30 protein-coding genes are annotated in these 24,246 nt (G+C 74.9%); 15 read left to right on the plus strand and 15 right to left on the minus strand.

Going from position 1 to position 24,246, the window contains the following annotated elements:
* The first annotated feature begins 3 nt into the window (after nucleotides 1-3).
* From BM158_RS15185 to BM158_RS15200, 4 genes are read left to right on the plus strand one after another with little or no spacing between them, the layout of a single operon-like run.
* Complete coding sequence (locus tag BM158_RS15185; RefSeq protein WP_091561359.1) at nucleotides 4-474, plus strand: Lrp/AsnC family transcriptional regulator; 471 nt, start codon at nucleotides 4-6, stop codon at nucleotides 472-474.
* Nucleotides 471-809 (plus strand): nuclear transport factor 2 family protein, encoded by a 339-nt coding sequence (locus BM158_RS15190; protein ID WP_091560673.1) that lies wholly within the window; start codon nucleotides 471-473, stop codon nucleotides 807-809. The genes BM158_RS15185 and BM158_RS15190 overlap by 4 nt, the downstream gene beginning before the upstream one ends.
* Before the next feature lie 59 nt (nucleotides 810-868).
* A complete protein-coding gene (locus BM158_RS15195) occupies nucleotides 869-1,942 on the plus strand; it encodes an Rv2578c family radical SAM protein (RefSeq protein WP_091560677.1) in 1,074 nt (357 codons plus the stop codon).
* A 39-nt stretch (nucleotides 1,943-1,981) separates the two neighbouring features.
* Nucleotides 1,982-2,863, plus strand: coding sequence for a lysophospholipid acyltransferase family protein (locus tag BM158_RS15200; RefSeq protein WP_091560679.1), 882 nt, complete (start codon nucleotides 1,982-1,984; stop codon nucleotides 2,861-2,863).
* Here BM158_RS15200 and BM158_RS15205 read toward each other — a convergent pair.
* Both BM158_RS15205 and BM158_RS15210 read right to left on the minus strand, forming a co-directional pair.
* Nucleotides 2,838-3,356 (minus strand): GNAT family N-acetyltransferase, encoded by a 519-nt coding sequence (locus tag BM158_RS15205; protein WP_091560684.1) that lies wholly within the window; start codon nucleotides 3,354-3,356, stop codon nucleotides 2,838-2,840. The two genes, BM158_RS15200 and BM158_RS15205, sit on opposite strands and share 26 nt — an antisense overlap.
* 19 nt (nucleotides 3,357-3,375) lie before the next feature.
* Nucleotides 3,376-4,782, minus strand: coding sequence for a KamA family radical SAM protein (locus tag BM158_RS15210; RefSeq protein ID WP_091561365.1), 1,407 nt, complete (start codon nucleotides 4,780-4,782; stop codon nucleotides 3,376-3,378).
* A 110-nt stretch (nucleotides 4,783-4,892) separates the two neighbouring features.
* Here BM158_RS15210 and kdd point away from each other — a divergent pair, with 110 nt between their 5' ends.
* The 7 genes from kdd to BM158_RS15245 all read left to right on the plus strand — a co-directional run bounded on the left by kdd (nucleotide 4,893) and on the right by BM158_RS15245 (nucleotide 12,543).
* Nucleotides 4,893-5,915, plus strand: coding sequence for an L-erythro-3,5-diaminohexanoate dehydrogenase (gene kdd, locus BM158_RS15215; protein ID WP_091560688.1), 1,023 nt, complete (start codon nucleotides 4,893-4,895; stop codon nucleotides 5,913-5,915).
* Nucleotides 5,912-7,426, plus strand: a complete 1,515-nt coding sequence (locus BM158_RS15220; protein WP_091560691.1) for an amidohydrolase — start codon at nucleotides 5,912-5,914, stop codon at nucleotides 7,424-7,426. The genes kdd and BM158_RS15220 overlap by 4 nt, the downstream gene beginning before the upstream one ends.
* The gene (kamD, locus tag BM158_RS15225) at nucleotides 7,423-8,994 is read left to right on the plus strand and encodes a lysine 5,6-aminomutase subunit alpha (protein ID WP_091560694.1); all 1,572 of its coding nucleotides are present in this window, start codon (nucleotides 7,423-7,425) and stop codon (nucleotides 8,992-8,994) included. Before BM158_RS15220 ends, kamD begins: the two co-directional genes overlap by 4 nt.
* A complete protein-coding gene (gene kamE, locus BM158_RS15230) occupies nucleotides 8,991-9,734 on the plus strand; it encodes a lysine 5,6-aminomutase subunit beta (protein ID WP_091560698.1) in 744 nt (247 codons plus the stop codon). Before kamD ends, kamE begins: the two co-directional genes overlap by 4 nt.
* Nucleotides 9,731-10,135: a 3-aminobutyryl-CoA ammonia lyase gene (kal, locus tag BM158_RS15235; RefSeq protein WP_207506618.1), complete on the plus strand. Its 405-nt coding sequence runs from the start codon at nucleotides 9,731-9,733 to the stop codon at nucleotides 10,133-10,135. The genes kamE and kal overlap by 4 nt, the downstream gene beginning before the upstream one ends.
* Before the next feature lie 252 nt (nucleotides 10,136-10,387).
* On the plus strand, nucleotides 10,388-12,061 hold the full coding sequence (lnt, locus tag BM158_RS15240) for an apolipoprotein N-acyltransferase (RefSeq protein ID WP_229827377.1): 1,674 nt from the start codon (nucleotides 10,388-10,390) through the stop codon (nucleotides 12,059-12,061).
* Nucleotides 12,058-12,543 carry an FxsA family protein gene (locus tag BM158_RS15245; RefSeq protein ID WP_091560700.1) on the plus strand — a complete coding sequence of 162 codons (486 nt, stop codon included), beginning with the start codon at nucleotides 12,058-12,060 and terminating at the stop codon, nucleotides 12,541-12,543. The genes lnt and BM158_RS15245 overlap by 4 nt, the downstream gene beginning before the upstream one ends.
* 58 nt (nucleotides 12,544-12,601) lie before the next feature.
* Here BM158_RS15245 and BM158_RS15250 read toward each other — a convergent pair whose 3' ends face one another.
* The 5 genes from BM158_RS15250 to BM158_RS15270 form a co-directional block, all read right to left on the minus strand.
* Nucleotides 12,602-12,946: an RNA polymerase-binding protein RbpA gene (locus BM158_RS15250; RefSeq protein ID WP_091068337.1), complete on the minus strand. Its 345-nt coding sequence runs from the start codon at nucleotides 12,944-12,946 to the stop codon at nucleotides 12,602-12,604.
* Between the two features lie 159 nt (nucleotides 12,947-13,105).
* The gene (locus BM158_RS15255; RefSeq protein ID WP_091560703.1) at nucleotides 13,106-13,837 is read right to left on the minus strand and encodes a thymidine kinase; all 732 of its coding nucleotides are present in this window, start codon (nucleotides 13,835-13,837) and stop codon (nucleotides 13,106-13,108) included.
* The gene (locus BM158_RS15260) at nucleotides 13,834-15,198 is read right to left on the minus strand and encodes an MFS transporter (protein ID WP_229827376.1); all 1,365 of its coding nucleotides are present in this window, start codon (nucleotides 15,196-15,198) and stop codon (nucleotides 13,834-13,836) included. Before BM158_RS15260 ends, BM158_RS15255 begins: the two co-directional genes overlap by 4 nt.
* Nucleotides 15,195-16,118: a lysophospholipid acyltransferase family protein gene (locus BM158_RS15265; protein WP_091560707.1), complete on the minus strand. Its 924-nt coding sequence runs from the start codon at nucleotides 16,116-16,118 to the stop codon at nucleotides 15,195-15,197. The genes BM158_RS15260 and BM158_RS15265 overlap by 4 nt, the downstream gene beginning before the upstream one ends.
* Nucleotides 16,115-16,891 (minus strand): glycerophosphodiester phosphodiesterase family protein, encoded by a 777-nt coding sequence (locus BM158_RS15270; RefSeq protein ID WP_091560711.1) that lies wholly within the window; start codon nucleotides 16,889-16,891, stop codon nucleotides 16,115-16,117. Before BM158_RS15270 ends, BM158_RS15265 begins: the two co-directional genes overlap by 4 nt.
* Before the next feature lie 110 nt (nucleotides 16,892-17,001).
* Between BM158_RS15270 and BM158_RS15275 the strand changes: the two genes are divergently transcribed.
* Entirely contained in the window at nucleotides 17,002-17,439 is a 438-nt protein-coding gene (locus BM158_RS15275; RefSeq protein ID WP_229827375.1) for a hypothetical protein, read from the plus strand.
* A gap of 19 nt (nucleotides 17,440-17,458) precedes the next feature.
* On the opposite strand, the gene BM158_RS21835 is transcribed toward BM158_RS15275, so the two are convergent.
* On the minus strand, nucleotides 17,459-17,692 hold the full coding sequence (locus BM158_RS21835) for a hypothetical protein (protein WP_165628955.1): 234 nt from the start codon (nucleotides 17,690-17,692) through the stop codon (nucleotides 17,459-17,461).
* 93 nt (nucleotides 17,693-17,785) lie between these two features.
* Between BM158_RS21835 and BM158_RS21840 the strand changes: the two genes are divergently transcribed.
* Nucleotides 17,786-18,229: an SRPBCC family protein gene (locus BM158_RS21840; RefSeq protein ID WP_165628956.1), complete on the plus strand. Its 444-nt coding sequence runs from the start codon at nucleotides 17,786-17,788 to the stop codon at nucleotides 18,227-18,229.
* A gap of 348 nt (nucleotides 18,230-18,577) precedes the next feature.
* Here the strand turns inward: BM158_RS21840 and BM158_RS15285 are convergent, their stop codons facing one another.
* Genes BM158_RS15285 through BM158_RS15305 form a run of 5 tightly spaced genes read right to left on the minus strand, consistent with a single transcriptional unit; the run spans nucleotide 18,578 to nucleotide 21,856 of the window.
* Nucleotides 18,578-19,300: a nucleotidyl transferase AbiEii/AbiGii toxin family protein gene (locus tag BM158_RS15285; RefSeq protein WP_091560744.1), complete on the minus strand. Its 723-nt coding sequence runs from the start codon at nucleotides 19,298-19,300 to the stop codon at nucleotides 18,578-18,580.
* Nucleotides 19,293-19,754 (minus strand): helix-turn-helix domain-containing protein, encoded by a 462-nt coding sequence (locus BM158_RS15290; protein WP_091560748.1) that lies wholly within the window; start codon nucleotides 19,752-19,754, stop codon nucleotides 19,293-19,295. The genes BM158_RS15285 and BM158_RS15290 overlap by 8 nt, the downstream gene beginning before the upstream one ends.
* A gap of 57 nt (nucleotides 19,755-19,811) precedes the next feature.
* The gene (locus BM158_RS15295; RefSeq protein WP_091560750.1) at nucleotides 19,812-20,273 is read right to left on the minus strand and encodes a tRNA (cytidine(34)-2'-O)-methyltransferase; all 462 of its coding nucleotides are present in this window, start codon (nucleotides 20,271-20,273) and stop codon (nucleotides 19,812-19,814) included.
* 27 nt (nucleotides 20,274-20,300) lie between these two features.
* Nucleotides 20,301-21,278: a 4-hydroxy-tetrahydrodipicolinate synthase gene (gene dapA / locus BM158_RS15300; RefSeq protein ID WP_091560753.1), complete on the minus strand. Its 978-nt coding sequence runs from the start codon at nucleotides 21,276-21,278 to the stop codon at nucleotides 20,301-20,303.
* Nucleotides 21,279-21,301: 23 nt separating this feature from the next.
* Nucleotides 21,302-21,856: a cysteine hydrolase family protein gene (locus BM158_RS15305; RefSeq protein ID WP_091560756.1), complete on the minus strand. Its 555-nt coding sequence runs from the start codon at nucleotides 21,854-21,856 to the stop codon at nucleotides 21,302-21,304.
* Nucleotides 21,857-21,980: 124 nt separating this feature from the next.
* Between BM158_RS15305 and BM158_RS15310 the strand changes: the two genes are divergently transcribed.
* Nucleotides 21,981-22,340 (plus strand): hypothetical protein, encoded by a 360-nt coding sequence (locus BM158_RS15310; RefSeq protein ID WP_091560760.1) that lies wholly within the window; start codon nucleotides 21,981-21,983, stop codon nucleotides 22,338-22,340.
* Here the strand turns inward: BM158_RS15310 and BM158_RS15315 are convergent.
* Together BM158_RS15315 and BM158_RS15320 are read right to left on the minus strand one after the other, a co-directional pair.
* Nucleotides 22,299-23,009, minus strand: a complete 711-nt coding sequence (locus tag BM158_RS15315) for a lysophospholipid acyltransferase family protein (protein ID WP_207506619.1) — start codon at nucleotides 23,007-23,009, stop codon at nucleotides 22,299-22,301. The two genes, BM158_RS15310 and BM158_RS15315, sit on opposite strands and share 42 nt — an antisense overlap.
* A 79-nt stretch (nucleotides 23,010-23,088) precedes the next feature.
* The gene (locus BM158_RS15320) at nucleotides 23,089-23,457 is read right to left on the minus strand and encodes a Rieske (2Fe-2S) protein (protein WP_091560763.1); all 369 of its coding nucleotides are present in this window, start codon (nucleotides 23,455-23,457) and stop codon (nucleotides 23,089-23,091) included.
* Nucleotides 23,458-23,552: 95 nt separating this feature from the next.
* Between BM158_RS15320 and BM158_RS15325 the strand changes: the two genes are divergently transcribed.
* Complete coding sequence (locus BM158_RS15325) at nucleotides 23,553-24,245, plus strand: M50 family metallopeptidase (RefSeq protein WP_091560767.1); 693 nt, start codon at nucleotides 23,553-23,555, stop codon at nucleotides 24,243-24,245.
* Nucleotide 24,246 lies beyond the last annotated feature (1 nt).

Raw genomic sequence — 24,246 nt, forward strand, 5'->3', positions numbered from 1 at the left:
CCGATGGCCGCCGAACCGCTGGACAAGCTCGAGCCCCGCGCCGACGTCGACCGCGCACTGCTGGCCGCCCTCGCCCGCGACGGCCGGGCCAGCTACACCGAGCTGGCCACCCAGGTCGGGCTGTCGGTGTCCGCGGTGCACCAGCGGGTGCGGCGGCTCGAGCAGCGGGGGGTCATCACCGGCTACTCGGCGCGGGTCGACCCCAAGGCGGTCGGCCTGCCGATGGTCGCCTTCGTCTCGATCACCCCGATCGACGTCGCCCAGCCCGACGACGCCCCGGCCCGGCTGGCGCACCTCACCGCGATCGAGGCCTGCCACTCGGTCGCCGGACCCGACAGCTACATGCTCAAGGTGCGGGTGGCCTCGCCGGACGCGCTGGAGGGCCTGCTCGCCGAGATCCGCGCGGCGGCGAACGTGACCACCCGGACGACGGTCGTGCTGAGCACCTTCTACGAGGACCGCCCGCCGGTGTGACCGCCTTCGACGTCGACGGCTTCTACGCCGCCTGGACCGCCGGTGACCTGCCGGCGGTGGTGGCGCAGCTGCACCCCGACGTCGACTGGCCCGAGCCCTGGTCCGGCGGGCGGGTGCTCGGCCGGTCCGCCGTCGCCGAGCACCTGGCCCGGCAGGCCCGCGACGTCCGGTTCTCGGTCGTCCCCGAGCAGGTGCACCCCGGTCCGGCCGTGACCGTGCACCAGGTGGTCCGGGACGCCGACGGCGATCTGCTGTCCGACACCCGGGTGCTGCACGGGCTGACCGTGCAGGACGGGTTGCTCCGCCGGCTGGACGTCGGCGAGCCGCCGCCGTAGTTGTCCACAGCCCGGCCCGGCGCGTCGACAACGCACCGAACGTGTGTTCGACTGGGTGCATGCGATGGGACGCCCAGCGGTTGGACCTCGAGGAGCCCGGCACGCTCCCCGGGCTGCCCACCGTCGCCGGTCTGCTGCGCAGCCTGCAGGTGCCCGAGTTCCCCGGCCTGACCCTGCACGAGGTCCGCGCCAAGTCCGCGCTCAACAAAGTGCCCGACCATTCTTCGATGCCATTCGCCTACACGGTGAACACGTTCCGAGGATGCAGTCATTCTTGCGTCTACTGCTTCGCCAGGAAAACGCATGAATGGCTCGAGCTGGACACGGGGTCGGACTTCGACTCGCAGATCGTGGTGAAGACCAACGTGGCCGAGGTGCTGCGGCGAGAGGTGTCCCGGTCGTCCTGGAAGCGCGAGCACGTGGCGCTGGGCACGAACACCGACCCCTACCAGCGCGCCGAGGGCCGCTACCGCCTGATGCCCGGGGTCATCGACGCCCTCGCCCGGTCGGGCACCCCGTTCTCCGTCCTCACCAAGGGCACGCTGCTCACCCGCGACCTGCCGCTGCTCGCTGCTGCCTCCCGCGACGTACCGATCGGCCTGGGCGTCTCCCTGGCGATCTGGGACGACGAGCTGCACCGCAGCCTGGAGCCCGGCGTCCCCACCCCGCGGGCCCGGCTGGAGCTCGTCCGCCGCATCGCCGACGCGGGCCTGCCCTGCGGGGTCTTCCTCGCCCCGGTGCTGCCCGGCCTCACCGACCAGAAGGACCACCTGGAGCGGGCGATCGCGGCCGTGGCCGAGGCCGGCGCCACCGGGGTGACCGTGCTGCCGCTGCACCTGCGACCCGGCGCCCGCGAGTGGTTCACCGCCTGGCTCTCCCGCGAGCACCCCAAGCTGGTCGGCCGGTACCGCACGCTCTACAGCCGGGGCGCCTACGTGCCGGCGGAGTACCGCAGCTGGCTGTCGGCGCGGGTGGCACCGATCCTCGCGGCGCACGGGCTGGACCGGCACAGCGGGGGAGAGGCCCGGGGTCTGCCCGGCGACGAGTCGGCGGCCTTCCCGCACGGCTCGCTGCCCGGCCCCGCGGCGCCCGAGCCGGCCCGCGCGGAGCCCGAGCAGCTGGCGCTGTGCTGAGCGCGCCCGCACGCCGCACCCGCGGTTAGGGTCCGGCCCATGCAGACCCCCCAGTGGCGCGACGTCGTCCGCCGCGACCTGTTCGGCCCCTCGCCCGACCCCCGCGACCGGCCCTACCGGCTGGTCATCCGGGTGTTCCTGGTCGTGCTGAAGGCCTTCGGGTTCCGGTTCGACGTCCGCGGGGCGGAGCACCTGCCCCGGCACGGCGGGGCGGTGATCGCCAGCAACCACGTCAGCTACTTCGACTTCACCTACCTGGAGCTGGCCGCGCTGCCGCAGCACCGGCTGGTCCGGTTCATGGCGAAGGCGTCGGTCTTCGACAACCGGTTCGCCGGTCCCGCCATGCGGGCGATGCAGCACATCCCGGTCGACCGCACCGCCGGCGTGGCCGCCTTCGACGAGGCGGTGCGGGCGCTGGCGGGCGGCCAGGTGGTCGGGGTCTTCCCCGAGGCCACGATCTCCAGCTCCTTCACCGTGCAGGACCTCAAGGCCGGCGCCGCCCGGATGGCCGTGCAGGCCGGCGTCCCGGTCGTCCCCGCCGCCCTGTGGGGCGGGCACCGCGTCGCCACCAAGAACCGGCGGGTGGTGCTGCGCCGCGGCGTCCCGGTGACCGTGCTGCTCGGCGAGCCGGTCGTGCCGGAGCCGGGGGAGAAGACCCAGTCGGTGCTCCGCCGCACCCGCGCGGCCATGGAGGCGCTGCTGGAGGAGGCCCAGCGCAGCTACCCCGACAGCCCGGCCGGCGAGGACGACCGGTGGTGGCTGCCCGCCCACCTCGGCGGCACCGCGCCGACCCCGGAGCAGGCGCGCGAGCTCGACATCCACGACGTGCGGGGCACCGCTGCCGCGGTCCGGCGCTCACCGGTGGAGCAGGTGCGCCACGTCCTCGGGTCGCTGGTCAGTCGACGACGTCGGGGGCGATGAGGCGGAAGGCCTCGCAGTCCACCCCGTACCAGCGGGTGGTGCGGCCCAGCGGCTCCATGCCCAGCCGCCGGCAGACCGCCATCGACGGCTCGTTCCCGGGGCGGACGACGGCGTAGACCTCCGGCAGGCCGTCCTCGAAGGCCCGCTGGACCACCGCCGCGGCCGCCTCGGTGGCGTAGCCGTGGCCCCAGCTGTCCGGGTGCAGGTGCCAGCCCACCTCGAACTCGCCCACCCCGTCGGGCAGCGGCTTGAACAGCAGGGTGCCGGCCACCGGCCCGCCGGCCAGCGGCTCGACCGCCCAGCACCCGGCCCGCGGGTCGGCCTCGTGCACCTGCCGCCAGCGGTCGACCAGGGCGGCCACCCCGCCCGAGGGCGGTCCGGAGAGCCAGCGCAGCACCTCGGGCCGCGAGTACAGGTCCGCCAGCCGCGCCAGGTCGTCCTCCGACGTCGTCCACGCCCGGACGAGCAGGCGGTCGGTGCGCAGCAGCTCCACCGACCCTGCCTACCCCAGCTCACCCCAGCTGCGCGACCGATGCCTCCCGGGAGGCGGCCGCGGCGGCCTCGGCGGCCACCGGGTCGACCGCGCGGTCGGCCCACCACTGCTGGCCCGCGGCCGGCAGCGAGTGGATCGGGTCGTAGTAGGTGTACCGGCGGTCCAGCGCGGCCTCGTCGGTCCGCTCGATGCCCGTGCGGTAGTTCTTCGTCCAGTAGCTGATGCCCCGCTCGCGGTCGTACTCGGCGACCTGGTGCACCCAGCGCTTCCCGACGTAGGGCACGTCGCAGACGATGCGCGGGGTGGCGAAGCCGGGCAGGTAGCCCATCAGGTCGTGCTGCAGGGTCTGCGCCTGCGACAGCGGCACCCGCCAGTGCTCGGCCGACGGGATCATGTCGCACATGTAGAAGTAGTAGGGCGTGACGCCGGCACCGTCGAGCAGCGCGAAGCACAGGTCCAGCAACTGGGTGGCGGTGTCGTTGACCCCGTGCAGCAGCACGCCCTGGTTGCGCACGTCGCGCACCCCGGCCGCCAGCATCGCCTGCGCGGCCTCGGCGACCAGCGGGGTCACCGACTGCGCGGCGTTGACGTGGGTGTGCACCGCCAGGGAGACACCGCGCTCGCGGGCGGTGGTGGCCAACCGGGCCATGCCGGCCACGACGTCGTCCTGCAGCCAGTGCTGCGGCAGACCCATCAGCGCCTTGGAGGCCAGCCGGATGTCGCGCACCGACTCGATCTCCAGCAGGCCCGAGACGAAGGCCTCCAGGTTCTTGAACGGCAGGTTGGCCACGTCGCCGCCGGAGACGACCACGTCGCGGACGCCGGGGGTGCGGCGCAGGTAGCCCAGCATCTCCGCGTGCCGGTCGACCGGCTTGAGGTCGAACTTGAGCTTGGTGACCGCCGGGGTGGAGTTGCCGACCAGGTCCATCCGGGTGCAGTGGCCGCAGTACTGCGGGCAGGTGGGCAGCAGCTCGGCCAGCACCTTGGTGGGGTAGCGGTGGGTCAGGCCCTCGACGGCCCACATCTCGTGCTCGTGCAGGGAGTCGCGCGCGGCGTAGGGGTGGCTGGCCGCGGCAGCGGCCAGGCGGTCAGAGGCCACCGGGAGCATGTAGCGCCGCACCGGGTCGGCCAGCATCGCCGCGGTGGTGGGCACCGCGTCCGGCACCATCGTGCTGAGCATCTGCGGCGGCAGCAGCAGCGACATGGTCGCGCGCCCGGCCTGGTCGGCCTCGACGTCGGCGTAGAAGGACTCGTCGAGCAGGTCGCCGTACACCCCGCGCAGCTGGCGCAGGTTCTTCACGCAGTTGACCCGCTGCCACTGGGCGCTGCGCCACTGCTCCTCGGTGACCTCGGCGAAGCCCGGCAGCCGACGCCAGTCGGGCTCGACCAGGGCCTTGGCCCGGTACTCGTAGGGCTGCTCCAGCACGACGACCTCCAACGACTTCTCAGTGCGACACCCGCACCATACGGGAGATCGTTCGGCAAAACGTGAGTTCTACGATAGTTTCTCAACCCTCCGAGGAAGAGGAGCAGGACGTGACGACGGCAGCGGAGCGGTCCCTCGGGGTGCACCGGGTGCTGGAGCCGGCCGGGGTGCTGCCCCAGGCCGCCCACCGGCTGGACGCGGACGGCCCCACGGGGCGCGACGAGGTCCGCATCGACGTCGAGCGGCTCAACCTCGACGCGGCGTCCTTCCGCCAGCTCACCGAGGCCCACGGCGGGGACGGCGACGCGGTGCGCGCCGCGGTCCTGGGCATCGTGGCCGAGCGCGGGAAGATGCAGAACCCGGTCACCGGCTCGGGCGGCATGCTCATCGGCCGGGTCGCCGAGGTGGGGGAGGACTCCCCGCTGGGCCTGGCCGTCGGTCAGCGGGTGGCCACGCTGGTCTCCCTCACCCTGACCCCGCTGCGGATCACCGACGGGCTCGAGCGCTGGGACGGCCGCAGCGAGCAGGTCCCCGCCCGGGGCACCGCCGTCCTCTTCGCCCGCTCCATCGCCGCCGTCCTGCCCGACGACCTGCCCGAGCAGGTCGCCCTGGCCCTGCTCGACGTCTGCGGCGCGCCCGCGCTGGTCGAGCGGGTCGTCCGGCGCGGGTCCTCGGTGGCGGTGCTCGGCGCCGCCGGCAAGTCCGGCTGCCTGTCGGTGGCCGCGGCCCGCGAGGCGCACGCCCGCCGGGTGGTGGGCGTGGTCCGCGACGAGCGGGAGGCCGCGGCCCTGCGCGCGGCCGGCCTGGCGCACGAGGTCGTCGTCGCCGACGCCACCGACCCGCTGTCGGTGTCGGCCGCACTGGGGGAGCCGGTCGACACCACGGTGGTCTGCGTCGACGTCCCCGGCGCCGAGCACGGGGCGGTGCTGGCGACGGCCGACGGCGGCACTGTGGTCTTCTTCGGGATGGCCACCTCCTTCCCGGCGGCGGCCCTGGGCGCGGAGGGGATGGCAGCGGACGTGCGGATGCTGATCGGGAACGGCTACACGCCGGGGCACGCCGCCCTGGCCCTGGACCTGTACCGGCGCACCGCCGGCGTGCGGGCGCTGATCGACCCGCGCGTGCACGCATGAGCCTGCTGCTCACCGGGGTCACCGTGGGCGACGCCGCCGACCGGGCCGTGCACGTGGTCGACGGAGCGGTCGCCTGGGTCGGCCCGGCCGCGGACGCACCGCACGCCGACCGCACCTGGGACGGCGGGGGAGCACTGCTCACCCCCGCCTTCGTCGACGCCCACGTGCACGCCACCGCCACCGGCCTGGCGCTGACCGGGCTGGCGCTGCACGGCGCCGACAGCCTGCGGTCGGCGCTGGCGGCGGTCGCCGCGCACGTCGCCGCGCAGCCCACCGGCACGGTGCTGGGCACCGGCTGGGACGAGACGGTCTGGCCCGAGGGCCGGGCGATCACCCGGCACGACCTGGACGCCGTGGTCGGCGACCGGCCCGCCTACCTGGCCCGCGTCGACGTGCACTCCGCGACCGTCTCCACCGCCCTGCTGGACCGCATCCCCGGGATCACCGACCTGCCCGGCTACGGCGCCGACGGCCAGCTGCGGCTGGACGCCCACCACGCCGCCCGCCAGGTGGCCTACGGCTCCGTCGACCCGGTGCAGCGGGCCACCGCCCAGCGCGCCACCCTCGACGCGGCCGCCGACCTCGGCATCGGCTGCCTGCACGAGATGGCCGGGCCCGAGGTGTCCAGCGCCGAGGACCTCGCCGGCCTGCTCCGGCTCGCCGGGGACGCCCCCGGCCCGCAGGTGCTGGGCTGGTGGGGGGAGCTGTCCGAGCGCGGCGGTCTGGACGTCGTCGCCGAGCTCGGCCTGGCCGGGGCCGGCGGCGACCTGTTCTGCGACGGCGCGTTCGGCTCGCACACCGCCGCGCTGTCCACGCCCTACGCCGACCGGCCCGACACCTCCGGCGCGCTGCGCTTCGACACCGGCCAGCTCGTCGAGCACGTGCGGGCCTGCACCGTGGCCGGCGTGCAGGCCGGGTTCCACGTCATCGGCGACGCCGCCGTCGACCAGGTGCTCGCCGCGGTCGCCCAGGTGGCCGAGCAGCTGGGCCGCGACGCCGTCCGGGACTGCCGGCACCGGCTCGAGCACGTCGAGATGGTCTCGCCCGACGCGGTGGAGACCATGCGGTCCCTCGGCGTGGTGGCCAGCGTGCAGCCGGCCTTCGACGCCGCCTGGGGCGGGGACGCCGGCATGTACGCCGAGCGCCTCGGCGTCGAGCGGGCGCTGGCGTGCAACCCGCTGGCCGACCTCTCCGACGCCGGGGTCGCGGTCGCCCTGGGCAGCGACGCCCCGGTCACCCCGCTGGACCCCTGGGGCGGGGTGCACGCCGCGGTCGACCACCGCACGCCCGGCGCCGGGATGCGGCCCTTCGACGCCTACGACGCCGCCACCCACGGCGGCTGGTACGCCGCCCGCGGCGAGCACCCGGACGGCCCGCTGGCCGTGGGCGCGCCGGCGCACCTGGCGCTGTGGGCCACCGACCTGACCCTGTCCGGGGTGCTCGCGAAGCGCGCCCGGCCCACCTGCACCGGCCTGCTGGTGGCCGGCGACGTCGTCCGAGGAGCACCGTGAGCGCCCGCCTGACCCTGGACCCCGCGCTGGTCGCCCGGGCCCGCGAGCTCGCCGGGCTGGCCGCGCAGCCGGTCATCGACCTGGCCACCCGGCACACCACCGTGTCCGTCGAGCGGGCCGTGCTGCGGCTGGCCGGCCTCGAGGGCACCGACCCGGTCACCGGCGAGGGCGAGATCCCCTGGGTGAACCGGGTGGTGGACGTCGTCCGCGAGCAGGTGGGCCTCGAGCACGGCGTCGCGCTGCCGGTCTGGCACGCCATCGCCTCGGGCGCGGCGGCCGGCCTGCAGGACGTCGCCGAGCAGGTGGGTGCCGGCACCGCCCGGTTCGAGGTGCCGGTGGGCGGCGACGAGGAGCGCGCCCGGGAGGCCGCGCTGGCCGCCGTCGGGGCGGGCCTGGACCGGGTGGACGCCGCCCGCCGCCGGCGGGAGGAGCTGGTGGCCACCCACGGCGACCCGCCCCGCCGTCCCTGGATCTACCTGATCGTGGCCACCGGCGACATCTACGAGGACATCCCCCAGGCGCAGGCCGCCGCCCGGGCCGGCGCCGACGTCATCGCCGTCATCCGCTCCACCGGGCAGTCGCTGCTGGACTACGTGCCCGAGGGCGCCACCCGCACCGGGTACGCCGGCACCTACGCCACCCAGGAGAACTTCCGGCTCATGCGGGCCGCCCTGGACGACGTGAGCGCGGAGCTGGGCCGCTACGTCCGGCTGACCAACTACGCCTCGGGCCTGTGCATGCCCGAGATCGCCGCGCTGGCCGGCCTGGAGCGGCTGGACATGATGCTCAACGACGCGATGTACGGGATCCTCTTCCGCGACATCAACCCGATCCGCACCTTCGTCGACCAGCGGTTCAGCCGGATGGTGCACGCCCGCGCCGGGATCATCATCAACACCGGCGAGGACAACTACCTCACCACCGCCGACGCCGTCGACGAGGCGCACACCGTCACGGTCAGCCAGCTGCTCAACGAGCGGTTCGCCCGCGAGGCCGGGCTCGAGGACTGGCAGCTGGGCCTGGGCCACGCCTTCGAGATCAACCCGACCGTCCCGGACTCCTTCCGGTTGGAGCTGGCGCACGCGATGCTCGCCCGGGCGCTGTTCCCCGACGCGCCGCTGAAGTGGATGCCGCCGACCAAGCACATGACCGGCGACGTGTTCGGCGGCTACCTGCTCGACGGGTTCTTCAACCTGGCCGGGGCGCTCACCGACCAGGGCATCCTGCTGGTCGGGATGATGACCGAGGCCGTGGTCACCCCGTGGCTGAGCGACCGCGACCTCGCACTGCGCAACGTCCGCTACGTGCTGGACGCCGCCGGCGGGCTCACCGAGGACTTCGCACCGCCGCCGGGCGGCTTCATCGACCGCCGGGCGCACACCGTGCTGTCCGAGGCCGTCGCGCTGCTGGAGACGATCACCGCCGACGGCCTGCTGCCCGCGATCGCGCAGGGCACCTTCGGCATCACCAAGCGCCCGGCCGACCGCGGCAAGGGCCTGGACGGCGTCGTCGTCAAGGCGCCCGGCCACCTCGACCCCGCGACGGAGCTCATGGAGGGACGGGCATGACCGTCATCCGGCCCTACGGCGACACCACCGGCGACGGCATGGTGCAGACCTCGTTCACCCTGCCCGTCCCGCCCGGACCCCGCGCCGAGGGCGCGGCCCTCCAGCTGGCCGGGAAGATGGGCATCCACCCGGCGATGGTGGTGCACAGCCACGGCATCGGGGAGGGCTTCACCTTCTTCGTCGTCTACGGCTCGGTGACCCACCTGGTCGACACCGACGAGGTCGAGGTCGAGGAGCGCGACTACCCGCTGCTGAGCCCCACCGAGGTCAACGGCGCGATCAAGGCCCGGCTGCACCGCAAGCTGGTGGTGATGGGTGCCTGCATCGGCACCGACGCGCACACCGTCGGCATCGACGCGATCCTCAACCTCAAGGGCTTCGCGGGGGAGAAGGGCCTGGAGTACTACCGGGAGATGGACGTCGCCAACCTCGGCGCCCAGGTCACCGTCCCGGAGCTGGTCACCCGCGCCCGGGCCGCGCGGGCCGACGCCGTGCTGGTCAGCCAGGTCGTCACCCAGAAGGACGCGCACCTGCGCAACACCCGCGAGCTGGCCGGCGCGTTCCGCGAGGCGATGGGGGAGACCCGCCCCCTGCTCGTGGTCGGCGGCCCCCGCTTCGACCCGGCCATGGCCCGCGACCTCGGCGTCGACAAGGTGTTCGGCCGCGGCACCACCCCCGGCGAGGTGGCCTCCTACCTCGTCTCCGCCCTGCTCCCTTCCCCCGAGGAGACAGCCGCGTGACCGCGACCGTCGGCCTGACCGTCACCCACCGCCGCTACGTGCCCCACGCGCACGCCCACTACGGCGGCTCGCTGGTCGACGGCGCCTACACCCTGGGCCTGTTCGGCGACGTCGCCACCGAGGTGGCGATCGTGGGCGACGGCGACGAGGGCCTGCTCGCCGGGTACACCGACGTCCGTTTCCTGGCGCCGGTGCAGGCCGGCGACGTCCTGGAGGCCTCCTGCGAGGTGGTGCGGGTGGGCACGCGCTCGCGCACGCTGCGCTGCTGGGCCGACGTCGTCGCGCGGGCGCAGCCCGAGCGCGGCGCGTCGGCGGCCGCCGTCCTGCCCGAGCCGCTGCGGGTGGTCGAGGCGACCGCGACGCTCGTCGTCCCCCTCCCGGACGCGACTGTGCGTGAGTGACACGTAACGATCCGATAACGGCCTGCCGCAGGTGCCCCGATGCCCTGTGCGCGGGGGTCCCGGCTCCCTAGGGTTCCGGTGTCGCACCACGCGGTCCCGGGCCACCACCGGTGATCGCCGGGCGGCACCCCGCGCCACCAGACAACGGCGGTCCGAGGACACCCAGTCCCCGGACCGGCGGCCCGAAGGCCGGGGTGCCGCCGCGACGACCGCGTGCACCGGTCGCCGGCGCGCGGGTGGGATGCTCGCGGGGTGACCGTGACCGACCCGGCGGTGCGCCCGGCCGACGACGCACCCGCCCCGCGACGCCGCGGGGCGGGCCTGCTCGCCCGCACCCTGCTGGCCGCCGCCGGCGGCGGCGCGATGTACCTCGCGTTCCCCGGGTGGGACCTGGCCGTCCTCGCCGTCCTCGGCCCGGCCACGCTGTCCGTGGCCACCCGCGGGGTGCGCTTCCGCACCGGCCTCTGGCTGGGCCTGGTGCAGGGCCTGTGCTTCTTCCTGCCGCTGCTGTCCTGGACCGGCATCTACGTCGGGTCCTTCCCCTGGTACGCCCTGTCGGTCGCGGAGGCCCTGTACCTGGCGGTGCTCGGCGGCACCCTCGCGGTGACCGCCCGGCTGCGCGCCTGGTGGCTGTGGGCCGCGGCGCTCTGGGTGGGCCAGGAGGCCCTGCGCGGGCGCTGGCCGCTGGGCGGCTTCCCCTGGGGCCGGTTGGGGTTCAGCCAGGCCGAGGGCCCGTTCACCGCGCTCGCCGCCTACGGCGGGGTGCCGCTGGTCAGCTTCGGGGTGGCGCTGACCGGCACGCTGCTGGCCGCGGCCTGCCTGGCGCTGGCCCGGGCCTGGCGGGACAGCGACGACGCCGCCCGCCGCGCCGGGTCGCTGCGCGCGGCCGCCGTGCTGGTGGTGGGCACCCTCGCCGTCCCGGTGGTGGGCACCGTGGCCCGGTGGCCGCTGGCCGGCGGGTCGCTGACCGAGGGCGGGCCGACCCGCACCGTCGCCGTCGTGCAGGGCAACGTGCCGCGTGCCGGGCTGGACTTCAACGAGCAGCGCCGGGCGGTGCTGGACAACCACGTCGGCGAGACGCAGGCGCTGGCCGCGCAGGTCGCCCGCGGCGAGGTCGCCCAGCCCGACCTGGTCATCTGGCCCGAGAACAGCTCCGACATCGACCCCTACCTCAACAGCGACGCCGCCGCGGCCATCGACCGGGCGGCGCGGGCGATCGACGCCCCCATCCTGGTCGGCGCCGTCGTCAGCGGGCCGGGCCGGTTCCTGTCCAACACCGCCATCGTGTGGGACCCCGAGACCGGGCCGGGGGAGACCTACGTCAAGCGGCACCCGGTCCCGCTGGCCGAGTACGTGCCGGCGCGGTCGTTCTTCCGGTTCTTCAGCGACAAGGTCGACCTGGTGCGGGCGGACTTCCGGGCCGGCACCGAGGTCGGCACGCTGGACATGGCCGGCGCGACCGTCGGCGACGTCATCTGCTTCGAGGTCGCCTACGACGGCCTGGTGCACGACACCGTCGTCGGCGGGGCGACCATGCTCGTCGTCCAGACCAACAACGCCACCTTCGGCTTCTCCGACGAGAGCCCGCAGCAGCTGGCGATGGGCCGGCTGCGGGCGGTCGAGGCAGGCCGCAGCGTCGTGATGGCCTCCACCAGCGGGATCAGCGCGGTGATCGCCCCCGACGGGTCGCTGGTGCGCAGCTCGGGCCTGTTCACCCCGGCCACGTTCGTCGAGGACATCGCCCAGCGCGACGGCACGACGCTGGCCACCCGGCTGGGCGCCTGGCCGGAGGCCGCGCTCACCGCCCTGGGGCTGGGCGCGTTCCTGCTCGTCGTGGTCTCCGGGGTGCGCCGTCGGCGGGCCGGGAGCACCAGCGCCTCCTCGGACGTTGGGGGTGCAGGACACACGAGGAGAGGACGAGCATGACGAGCCGACTGCGCACCGTGCTGGGCCTGGGCGCACTGGCCGAGCTGGTGGTGTTCATCGCCGTGGCGGCCTGGATCGGGCTGGGCTGGGCGATCCTGGCGTCGCTGGCCACCAGCGCGCTGGGGTGGGTGCTGCTGGCCAAGCAGGGCACCAAGACGCTGACCGAGCTGCGGCTGCGGGCGCAGGAGCACCGCGCCCCGGGCACCGCGCTGGGCGACGCCGGGCTGGTCGCCGCGGGCGGGTTCCTGATGATCCTGCCGGGGTTCATCGGCGACGTGCTGGGCCTGCTGTGCCTGCTGCCCGGCACCCGGAAGCTGCCCCGCGCCCTCATCGCGCGAGCCGTGCTGAACCGGCTGCCCGACCGCGCCCGCGGCCCGGTGCGGGTGCAGAGCACCCGGCCGGCGCAGGTCGACCCCGATCCGGGCGTGCAGCACGTGACCAGCACCCGGGTCATCGAGGGCACCGTCGTCGAACGGCCCTGACCCGCACGCAGAAGGGCCCCTCCGGAGTGGTCCGGAGGGGCCCTTCTGCGTCAGGGTGTCAGCTGACCTTGGTGCGGCGGCTCTTCAGCACGTCGAGGCGCTCGGCCAGGACCTCCTCGAGGTCGTCGACGGAGCGACGCTCGAGCAGCATGTCCCAGTGGGTCCGCGGCGGCTTGACCTTCTTCGGGGCCGGCTCGGCGCCGCCCACCAGCTTGGCGTTGGAGCCGTCGTACTTGCACTCCCAGGTGTCAGGGATCTCGGCGTCGTCGGCGAAGGGCACGGTCACCACGTGGCCCTGCTCGCAGCGGTACTCGGCGTACTGCCGCTCGATCGGCGCGGTGTTGCGCTCGGTCTCGTAGCTGACGCTGCCCAGTCGGCTGCCGCGAAGGGAACGCTCGCCCATGGCACACCGTCCTCTCGTGCTCGTGTGTCGGTCCGTGCGTCATGCCCCATCGGCACGTCGGTGACGCGTCCGCAGCGCGAGCAGCGGGGCGTCACCCGGAGGGGGCCGGTGGGTCCAACGAAGGAAGTCGCGCGGAGATTCCGTCGCGTCAGTCGGTCATCATCGCACGGCCACCTGCTCGTCGGCCAGGGGTCGCCCGGAGAGGGTCAGCTGGCCGGGGCCGGTGGGGGTGGCGCCGAGCTGACCGCCGACGTGGTGACGGCGGCAGAGCACCTGGTACCGCACCTCGTCGGGGGCGGTGTCGATGCCGGCCTCCGGGGCGGTGTCGGCCACGACGACGGTCTCGCCCTCCCGCACCATCGCCCCGCCGACCACGCGGGCGTTGAGCAGGCCGGGCGCCCCGCACCAGCAGAGCACCTCGACCTGGATCCGCTGCACCACGTCGGCGAGCTCGAACAGCCGCTGCGTGCCGGTGAACAGCTGGGCCCGGAAGTCGGTGGTGAGCCCGAAGGCGTAGACGTCGACGTGGGACCGGTCGACCAGCTCGGCCAGCTGCTCGACCTGGGGGCCGGTGAGGAACTGGGCCTCGTCGACGACGACGTAGTCCACCCGGTGCCCGGCCGCCCAGCGGTCGCGGACCAGCAGCCGCAGGTCGGTGCCGGCGTCGACCTCCACCGCCTCGCGCGACAGCCCGACGCGGCTGCTGATCCGCGCGCTGCGCGACCGGTCGCCCTGGGTCAGCCGCAGGCCGTGCCGGCCCTGCCGGCTCTGGTTGTGGTCGACCTGCAGGGCCAGCGTGGACTTGCCGCAGTCCATCGGGCCGTGGAAGAAGGTCAGGTGCGCAGGCGCGGCGTGTCGGCGGCGGTCGCCGGCGGCGGGGACGGCGTTCACAGCTTCTCCGGTGGGGTGTTGCCGGCCTCGACGACGGCGCGGCGCATCGGCAGCCGGGCCAGCAGCGCGAAGCCGGCCACGAAGAACACCACCAGGCTGATGATGGCCAGCCGGTAGGAGCCGGTGAGCTGGTAGGTCAGCCCGAAGGCCAGCGGGCCCAGCCAGCTGGTGCCGCGGTCGCTGATCTCGTAGAAGCCGTAGTACTCGGCCTCCTGGCCGGCCGGGATGAGGTGGCTGAACAGCGAGCGGGACAGCGCCTGGGTGCCGCCCTGCACCAGGCCGATCACCGCGGCGAGGGCGTAGAACTGCAGCACTGCGCCCTCCTGGAGGAAGAACGCGGCCACCAGCACCGCCGTCCAGGCCACCAGGCAGCCGAGCACGGTGCGGGTGGCGCCGTAGCGGGCGGCGACCCGGCCCAGGCCCAGCGCCCCGGCGATCGCGACCACCTGCACCATGAGGATGGCGCCGGTGAGCACCGACTGGTCCAGACCGAGCTCCTCGGTGGCGTAGACCGCCGACAGCGAGATGACGGTCTGCACGCCGTCGTTGAACAGCAGGTAGGCACCCAGGAACCAGAGGGTCAGCGGGAAGGCCCGCATCTCCTTGAGCGTGCGGGCCAGCTGCCGGAAGCCGCTGCCGGTGCGGCCCTCCGTCGTCGCTGCTGCACCGCCCTGCCCCCGGACCCCGCCCAGCGGGCGGTTGCGCAGCCGGGAGACGGTGAAGACGGTGAACGCGCCCCACCAGAGGCCGGCGGTGGCCAGGCAGATGCGCACCGCCTCGCCGCTGGTCAGGCCCAGGGACTCCGCGGACAGGAACAGGCCCAGGTGGACCGCGAGCAGCAGCGCGCCGCCGACGTAGCCGACCGCCCAGCCGCGGCTGGAGACCTTGTCGCGCTCGTCGGGGGCGGCCAGGTCGGGCAGCCAGGAGTAGTAGACGACGGTGGCCGCGCCGAAGCTGATGTTGGCGACGACGAACAGCAGCGCGCCGAGCAGGTAGCGGCCGTCGGCGACGAAGAACAGCCCGGTGCAGGCCGCGGCGCCGAGCAGGGCGAACCCGGCCAGCAGCTCGCGGCGGCGTCCGGTGCGGTCGGCGACGGCGCCGGTGATCGGCAGCACGAGCACCTGGGCCAGCACGGAGAACGACAGCACGAAGGAGAACCAGCTGCCCGGGTCGATGCCCAGGAACCCGAGCGCGCCGTCCGGTCCGGCGGCCTCGCGGGCCACCGACGTCAGGTACGGGCCGAGGAAGACCGTGGTGACGCTGGTGTTGAACACCGACATCGCCCAGTCGTAGGAGTACCAGCCGACGCGCTCGCGGCGCAGGGCGCGGTCGGGCGTCGCGGTGGTGTCGGGGGCGCTCACCGGCGCAGCGTGTCAGCCGTGGGGTGGGGTGGTCCAGCACCGGGGACGTCGTCGGGGACGCGTCCTCCCGGGAACATGGCCGCGGCCCGCACCGGGCGGGTGGGGTCGTGGAAGGCGATCCGGTCGCCGGGCTCACCGGCACGCAGCGGGACCAGGCCCCGGGTGACGGCGGCCATGATGCGGGTGCGCGCGCGGTGGGCGTCGCCGACCCGGCCGGCCGCCAGGTCGTCCAGGGGCACCGGTGGGCCGACGTGCACCTTCAGGGCGGGCTGGCGCCAGGCCGCCGACAGCGCGGTGCGCAGCTTGCCCCAGTCGTTGGCGTACTGCAGCACCTCGTGCGCGCCCCACTGGCTGACCGGCAGCACCGGCACCCGGGTCTGCAGCGCCAGCCGCGCCAGGCCGGTGCGGCCGCGCTCGGGCCAGCCGTCGGCGGTCAGCCCGACCCGGCCCTCGGGGTAGACCAGCACCTGGCCGCCGTGCTCCAGGGCCACCAGGACGACCCGCATGGCGTGCGCGGCCACGTCGGTGCCCCGGTCGACCCGGATGCCGCCGGCCCGCTCCAGCATCGGCCCGGCGACGGGGGCGCGCATGATGCCGCCGGTGGCCAGGAACCGGGGGACGACGCCGAGCCGGTGCAGCGCGGCGGCGACGGTGAAGGTGTCGTAGTCGCCGATGTGGTTGGCGGCCAGGATCAGCGGGCCGCCGCGCAGGTCCTCGGGCACCCCGCCGGTGACCTGCACGCGGCCGAACAGCGACACCGCCGGGGACACGGTGGTGAGGAGGAAGCGCCACAGCCACCACGGCGGGTGCGCGGCGACGGCCAGCTCGCGGGCGAACCACTCGGGGTCGTCGTCGGCGACCGACGCCTGGAGCTCCTCGGGGAGGGGAGGGGGGACCGGACGCCAGTCCCGCAGGCTCACGCCGCGCTCCAGACCCCGCGCTCGGCGTAGACGTCGCGCAGCATGGCCGGGCGGTCGGTGAGGATGCCGTCGACGCCGAGGTCGAGCAGCCGGTGCGCCTCGGCGGGGTCGTCGACGGTCCACACGTGCACCTGCAGGCTGCGCTCGTGGGCGGCGGCGAGGAACCGCTCGTCCACCAGCGGCCGGCCGCCCAGCTCCAGGGGCACCTGCGCGCAGCCGGCCTGGATCCGCACCAGACCCGCGGCGCGGGGGGAGTAGGAGGACAGCCGCAGCGCCGCGACCCCCTTGGGGCCCAGCGACGTGCACAGGTCGGGGCCGAGCAGCCGGCGGGCGGCGGCGACGCGGGCGTCGGAGAAGGAGGCCAGGCAGACCCGGTCCAGCGTCCCGGTGCGCCGGATGAGGGCGGCCAGGGGGGCGAGGACGCCGGCGGTCTTGACGTCGATGTTGACCCGGACGTCGGGCCAGGCGGTGAGCAGGTCCTCCAGCGCCAGCACCGGCTCGCGGCCGCCGATCAGCGCCTGCTTGACCTCGCTCCACGGCAGGGCGTCGATGCGACCGGTGCGGTCGGTGACCCGGTCCAGGACGGCGTCGTGGAAGGCGACCAGCACGCCGTCCGCGGTGGCCCGGACATCGGTCTCCAGGTAGCGGTAGCCCATCGCCACGCAGGCCTCGAAGGCCGGGGCGGTGTTCTCCACGTGCTCGATCGCGCCGCCGCGGTGCGCCATCGCCAGCGGCGTCGGCCCCTCCAGGAACGGGAAACGCGCGGGTGGCACGGGCCCACGCTAGGGGCGTGCGGGACGGACGGCGCGGGCGGGGTCACGGACGGGCCGACAGCGGGCGTGTCCGGCTCCCCGGCAGCCCGCTGAGCAGTACCTTCTCGGGCGTGGTGGCAGAGCAGGTCCCGGTGCACGACATCCCTGCGCTCGACGTCCCCGCGCCGGGTGCACCGACCCGGCGCTCCCGCCGGCGTGCCGCCGACGCCGAGGAGCGACGTTGCGGCTGGTGCCGCAACGTGCTGCCCGCGCAGGAGTCTGTCGGCCGGCCCCGGCTGTACTGCGGCCAGGCCTGCCGGCAGCGTGCCTACGAGCAGCGCTCGGCGACCGCGAAGGCCGGCCTGTCCCCGGACGTCGTCCTGGTGACCCGGACCGAGCTCGACGGGCTGCAGGACCGGCTGTTCCAGCTGCGGTGCGCCCTCGAGGACGTGCAGACCCTGCTGGCGGACAAGCCGACCAAGGTGGAGATGGAGCGCGCCCTGGCCGAGCTGGTGCGCTCGACCGGGCGGCTTGACAAGCTCTGGCTCTCGGGGCGCAACGCCGGCTGACGCCGCGCCCCGTGGCCCGTCAGTCGGGGTCGCGGACGCCGGGGTCCTGGTCGGGGGCCACGTTGCCGTGGTTGTAGACGCTGCCCTGCTCGACGCTGGACGGGTCGTTGCCGGAGAAGTTCTCGGTGGAGTCCTTCGACGTGCCGGTGCGCTGCTCCAGGCCGTCGGTGTCGCTGCACCCGGTCAGCGCGGCGCCGCCGGAGAGGAAGGCCAGGGCGGCGAGGACGGAGACGACCGGACGGCGGATCTGCATGTGCGGAGCCTAAGGGACCGGCGGCGTCGGCGGGCACCCGACACCAGGGCCGCGACCCGGCTCCGCGGCGTCCGGATCTGGCACGATCCGCGCGTGCCCGACACCTACACCGTCACCCGGCAGGTCCGGGTCGCCGCACCGCCCGCCGCGGTGCACGCCCTGCTGGCCGACTTCCGCCGTTGGCGTGCCTGGTCACCCTTCGAGGACCTCGACCCGGACATGTCCCGCGAGTACGACGGCACCGGCGCCGGCAGCGGCTACCGCTGGGCCGGTTCCTTCAAGGCCGGCAGCGGCTCGATGCGGATGACCGAGGTCGAGCCGACGCGGGTCGTCGTCGAGCAGGTCAACACCAAGCCGGTCCGGTCGTCGAGCACGTCGACGTTCACCCTCGCCGAGGCCGACGGCGGCACGGTGGTCACCTGGTCCGGGTCGGGCCGGCAGGGCCGGCTGATGCGGCTGCTGCCGATGGAGAAGTTCCTGGGCCCGACGTTCGACAAGGGCCTCGCGTCGCTCCGGGCGGCGGCCGAGCAGGGCTGAGCACCCGTCATTCCGTCAGGGTGACGCAATGACGGACGCACACCGGGTGCACCCAGGGGGGGTCGCCGCAGGTGGGTGGGGCGGTCCCGTGGCGTCAGCGTGACGGAACGCGGCAGATCCTGGGCCGGGACGAGGGAGTGGCCGCCGACCGCCGACCGGGCGGGGACGACGGCCGCGCATCGCCGCACATCGCCACGCGTTCGCCACGCGGGACCGTGCGGCCGTCCACGGTCCGGTCAGGCCGGCGTCGCACGCGGCTGCGACGGGCCGACGGCCACGGACGGCGCAGGCCAGGTCGGACGACGGCCGTTCACGCACCTGGGTGTTGCGCCGATAATCGACATTATGTCAAGTGGCACCCTCCGCCAGGGCCGGGACGCCGGCGCACCGGCCCGCCAGGTCCCGGATGCGCTGCCAGACGACGGCCCGCGGCGCGTGCATCTGCAGCGCCCGCGTGCAGGCGTCCAGGCGGTCCGGGCGCCGGCGCAGCTGGTCGACCGCGCTGCGCAGGCTCTGGCCCACGGACCCGCCGTAGGCGCCCACCGCCTTCTCGGCACCCGCCGTCAGGTCAGCGGTCGACGGCACCATCATCGCCAGGTCGATCAGGTCCCGGCTGAACACCGACAGGTCGGCCCACCGGTCGTCGTTGGCGAGCAGCTTGCTGGCGACCAGGTCGGCGCCGGTCAGCGTCCGCACCCCGCAGACCGTCTGCGCACCCGGCGGGGTGTCCAGGTGGATGCGGCCCTCGTGCACGATCTCGAACTTGATCGGCACCCCGGTCACCAGGACGGCGGCCCGGATCCCGTAGTTGTCGGTCCTCGCGGGTCGGGCCAGCTCCAGCTCTCCCCCGGCCAGGGACGCCAGCCCCTCAGCCTTCACCCGCTGGCGCAGGACCCGGTAGCTGTGCTGGTCGGAGACCAGGAAGTCGATGTCGACGGATTCCCGGTACTCCCCGTGCGCCAGCGCGATCGCCGTCCCTCCCCCGAACCAGCAGCCGTGCTCGGCCAGCAGCTCGCCGTCCAGCTGGTGCAGCACCTGCGCCACCAGCCGGTGGTGCGGGCGGTCAAACAAGCAGGCCGCCCTGGCTGTAGGTGTCGGCGAGGTGCTGGATGAAGGCCCGCTCCCGGTCGGTGAGCGTGCCCTGGTCCAGGTGCCGCCAGCCGCGCTCGTACAGGTTGAGCGCCTCGACCTCGGTGATGGTGGTGCCCGCGTCGGTCTGCCAGGCCAGCGCGCGCAGTCCCGGGTAGTCGCCGACGGTCACCGTCACCTGGTCCCCGGCCGGCCGCTCGAGGGCCGGGACGGACAGGTGCAGCCCCAGGGCGGCCGCCACGTTGCAGTACGCGCCGACGGTGACCGACGGGTTGCCCGACTCGATCCGGTGCAGGGTCACCCGCGACACCCCGGCGGCCTCGGCGCAGGCGACGGCCGTGATGCCGAGGGCTCTCCGGTGCTCCCGCAGCCGGGAGCCGAGGCGGGCCAGGTCGGCCTGCTGTTCGGGGCCGGTGTACGGGCTGGCGGACGGCATGTATCTCATCCTAGTCATGGAGCCACGAATGGCAAGGATGAGAAACGCCCGCGGAGCTCAGGAGCCGGCGAAGCCGTGCTGGCGCCACGCCTCGTAGGCCGCGACCGCCGCGGTGTTGGACAGGTTCAGCGACCGCCGGCCGGCGAGCATCGGCAGCCGCACCCGGTCGGTCACCCGCGGGTGCGCCAGCACCTCGGGCTCCAGGCCGGTGGGCTCCGGGCCGAACAGCAGCACGTCCCCCGGCAGGTAGCCGACGTCGGTGTACCGGGTGGTGCCGGCGGCGGTGAAGGCGAACACCCGTGCGTCGGGCAGCGTCGCCAGGAACGCCTCGAGGCCCGGGTGGACCGTCACCGACGCCAGGTCGTGGTAGTCCAGCCCGGCCCGGCGCAGCTTGGCGTCGGACAGGTCGAAGCCCAACGGCTCGAGAAGGTGCAGGTGCGCCCCGGTCGCGGCGACCATCCGGATCGCGTTGCCGGTGTTCGGCGGGATCCGGGGTTCGTGGAACGCGATGTGGAACACCGTGTCAGTCTGCCCGGGGCCGGTGGGTCACATGTCGGCGGCGAGGCCGCGGTAGGTGCCCCACCAGGGGTCGAGGTCCCGGCTGCTGTCCACGCCGCCGGACCGCTCCCCCGCCGCCAGCAGACCGGCCGCCACCAGACCGGCGCGCAGGGCAGCCACCTCGGTGTCGTCGAGCTCGGCCAGCGGCTGGCGCACCCGGCGGTTGTCGAGCACGCCCAGCAGCTGCAGGGCCGCCTTCGCGGTCGTCGCGCCGTAGTTGGGCACGCCCATGACGGCGTCGAAGGCCGGCACCAGCCGGGTGTGCGCGGCGAGCGCGGCGGCGTGCTCCCCCGCCAGGAACGCCTCGATCATCGTGCGCAGCGGCCGGCCGGCGGCGTGCGCGACCACGCTGACCAGGCCGACCGCGCCGTAGGCCAGGTAGCCCAGGGTCAGCGCGTCGTCGCCGCAGTAGACCTCGTAGCCCAGGTCGGTCAGCCTTGCGGCATGCGCCGGGTTGCCGGTGGCGTCCTTGACCGCCACGACGGTCTCGATCTCCCGGGCCGCCCGGTAGGTGTCCAGGCCGATCGAGGCGCCGGTGCGGCCGGGCACGTCGTAGAGCATCACCGGGATGTCGCTGACCGAGGCGACGGTGCGGAAGTGCCGCAGGATGCCGTTCTGGCTGGGCTTGTTGTAGTACGGGGTGACCAGCAGGAGCCCGTCGGCGCCGATGCCGGCCGCCTGCTCCGCGATCTCCACCGAGTGCGCGGTGCTGTTCGTGCCGACGCCGGCGATGACCACCGCCCGGTCGCCGATCGCCTCGCGGACCGCGGCCAGCACCTCGCCGTCCTCGGGCACGGTGGTGGTCGGGGCCTCCCCCGTCGTGCCGGACACCACGACGCCGTCGCTGCCGGTGTCGACGACGTGCCGGGCGATCGCGACGGTGGCGTCGAGGTCGACCCGCTCCTGGGCGTCGAAGGCGGTGGCGACGGCGGTGAGGAGGCGGCCGAACCGCGGCGTGGAGCTCACCGCGGCACTGTAGGCCAGCCCCCTCAGCCCGAGAACGCGACGTCGGCGGCCGGGACGACCGCGGCCGTGCGGCCGGGCGCGCCCTGGAAGCCCCAGTAGAGGTTGGTGTGGGAGATGACGTCGGCCGGCGGCGGCGCCCCGTAGGCCGAGAGGTCCTCGGTGGTGTGCGCGTCGCCGACGAGGGTGACGTCGTAGCCGCGGGTGAAGCCGCCGTGGATGGTGGAGCGGATGCAGGCGTCGGTCTGCGCGCCGGTGACCACCAGCCGGCCCACGCCGGCGTCGGCGAGCACCTGCTCGAGGTCGGTGCCCTCGAAGGAGTCGCCGTACTGCTTGTGCACCAGGGCCTCGCCCTCGGCGCGCTGCAGCTGCGGCACGTACTGCCACTGCTCGCTGCCCTGCGGCAGCTCCTCGGAGCTGTGCTGCACCCACACCACGGGGACGTCGGCCGCGCGCGCCCGCTCGACGAGGTCGCCGATGCGGCCGACCACGGTCTCGGCGTCGTGCGAGCCGGCCATCACGCCGTTCTGCACGTCGATCACCAGCAGTGCGGTGCCCGGACGGTCGGTCAGGGTGGTCATGGTGCCCTCCTCGTCGAGTGCGGTCGGTGGCTGCACCCTAGGACCGGGGTCCGACAGAACTGCCCATCCCGAGCTGGGTAGTTCCCCCCTGGGACGCCTCCGCCCCGGCGGCGAGCGTGGTGCCGTGACCACCTACCGGCCCGCCGTCGACCTCTCCCCCGCCCCGCGCCCGGCGCGTGCGCCCTGGCCGGGTCGCGCCGACGTCGTCGCCCAGGTCCTGCTGCAGGCCGCGATCGCGCTGGTCCTGGCCGCGGTGGCGGTCAACTGGCTGGACGTGTTCCTGGACCTGTTCCACACCGACCCGGAGGAGGTCGAGCAGGCCGTGCGCACCTGGCTGGCCGACGTCGTGGCGCTCGCGGTGCTCACGACCGCCGGCGTGGTGCACTCGCTGGTCCGCCGGGGCCGGGCCGGCCGGTGGCCGGTGACCGTGGCGTGCCTGGTGCTACCGGCGGTCGTCCTCGGCTGCCCGCTGCTGGCCGGCTGACCCGTCCGTGCCGGCCGCGTGCTCGGCGGCCAGCCGGCGGTACTTCTCCGCGGTCTTCGCCCGCCCCGGGATGACCGGGGGCGCACCGGCCCGCACCTCGGTCATCACCCGGTTGGTCAGCGCCACCGCGGACTCGCCCTCGCGCGGGGTGACCGGGGGCAGGAATTCCACCAGCACCCGGGGGCGCTTCGGGAAGCGCACGATGTCGTCCTGCCCGGTGAACCGCAGGCCGAGGACGGTGGTGCCGGGGACGGCGAGGGCGAGCCGGCCCGCACCGGACAGGAAGCGCATGGTGCGCCCGCGGGAGACGGTGCCCTCGGGGAAGACCCCGATGCAGCCGCCGTCGCGGAGCACGTCGATGGCGGCCTGCAGCGCGTTCGCGTCCCCCCGGCCGCGGGCGATGGGGATCTGGCCCATCCCGGTCAGCCACCTGCCGACGACGGGGTTCTTCCACAGCGAGTCCTTGGCCAGCGCACGCAGGTGACGGCGGCGCAGCGCGGCGATGCCGGCCACGACCGGGTCCCACTGGCTGTCGTGGTTGGCCATCACCACCGTCGGCCCGGACTCCGGCAGGTTCTCCAGGCCGCGGACCTCCATGCGGCCCCACCACTTGGCGGCGGGCGTGCCCACGGCCATGACGACGCGGTAGACGAACGGCGGGGCGGTCACGCAGGCCTCCTCGGGGTCCGCCCGGACGCCGGGCAGCCGGATCAGTGTGCCCGACGCCGGGGGCCCGTGCCGGACGGGGTCAGCCGCCGTCGACGACGACGACGTCGCCGCGCCGCAGGGCCCGCCGGACGCGCAGCGGCAGCACCCGGCCCAGCAGCCGGACCAGGCCGGAGTAGCCGGGCGTCGGGCCGTGAAAGGCGAGGAAACCGCGGGGTCCGTCGACCATCCGCCCGTCCCGGACGTCGTAGCGGGAACCATGCCACGGGCAGACCAGGCAGCCGTCGGCGTCGACCGAGCCCGCCGACAGGTCGGCCAGCTGGTGCCGGCAGCGCCGGGACACCGCGAAGGGCTCGCCGCGGGACAGCCCGACGGCGGAGTCGCCCACCCGGCGGACGGCACCCCCGGCCAGCTCGGCGACGGGGACGGAGGACTGCGCGGAGGAGGTCATGCCGGGGGCTACCCGGCACCCACCCGGGCTCACGCGCCGACCCGGTCGGCGCGTGCGACCCCGTCCAGCGTCCCGGTGTGGTCGGCTGGACGGCGATGAGCGAGATCTGGGACCGCGTGGGCGCCACCTCTCCCCCGCTGCCGCTGCCCTGGCTGGTGGGCACGGCCCTGGTGGCACTCGTGCTGGTCGGCCAGCGCGACCTCTGGCGGGTTACCCGCAACGCGGTCACGATCGCCCACGAGGGCGCGCACGGGGTGGCCGCGCTGATCACCGGGCGGCGGCTGGCCGGTATCCGGCTGCACTCGGACACCTCCGGCGTCACGGTGTCCGCGGGGCGACCCACCGGCCCCGGCATGGTGGCCACCGCGTTCGCTGGCTACCCGGGGCCGGCGCTGCTCGGCCTCGGCGCCGCGGCCCTGCTGGCCGCCGGGCACGCCGTCGGGGTGCTGTGGGCGCTGCTGCTCCTGCTGGCGCTCCTCCTGCTGCAGATCCGCAACTTCTACGGCCTGTGGTCGGTGCTGGTCACCGGCGCGCTGGTGTTCGCGGCGACCTGGTGGCTGTCGCCGCTGTGGCAGGCCGCGTTCGCCCACGTCGTGGTCTGGTTCCTGCTGCTGGCCGCGCCGCGGGCGGTGTGGGAGCTGCAGGCGCAGCGGCGCCGCCGTCCCACCCCGGACAGCGACGCCGACCAGCTCGCGCGGCTCACCGGCGTCCCCGGGTTGGTGTGGGTCGGGGTGTTCCTGGCCCTGTGCCTGGGGTCGTTGGCCCTCGCCGTCCGCTTGCTCGCCTGAC

The sequence above is a fragment of the Klenkia taihuensis genome, from assembly GCF_900112525.1.
GTDB lineage: Bacteria > Actinomycetota > Actinomycetes > Mycobacteriales > Geodermatophilaceae > Klenkia > Klenkia taihuensis.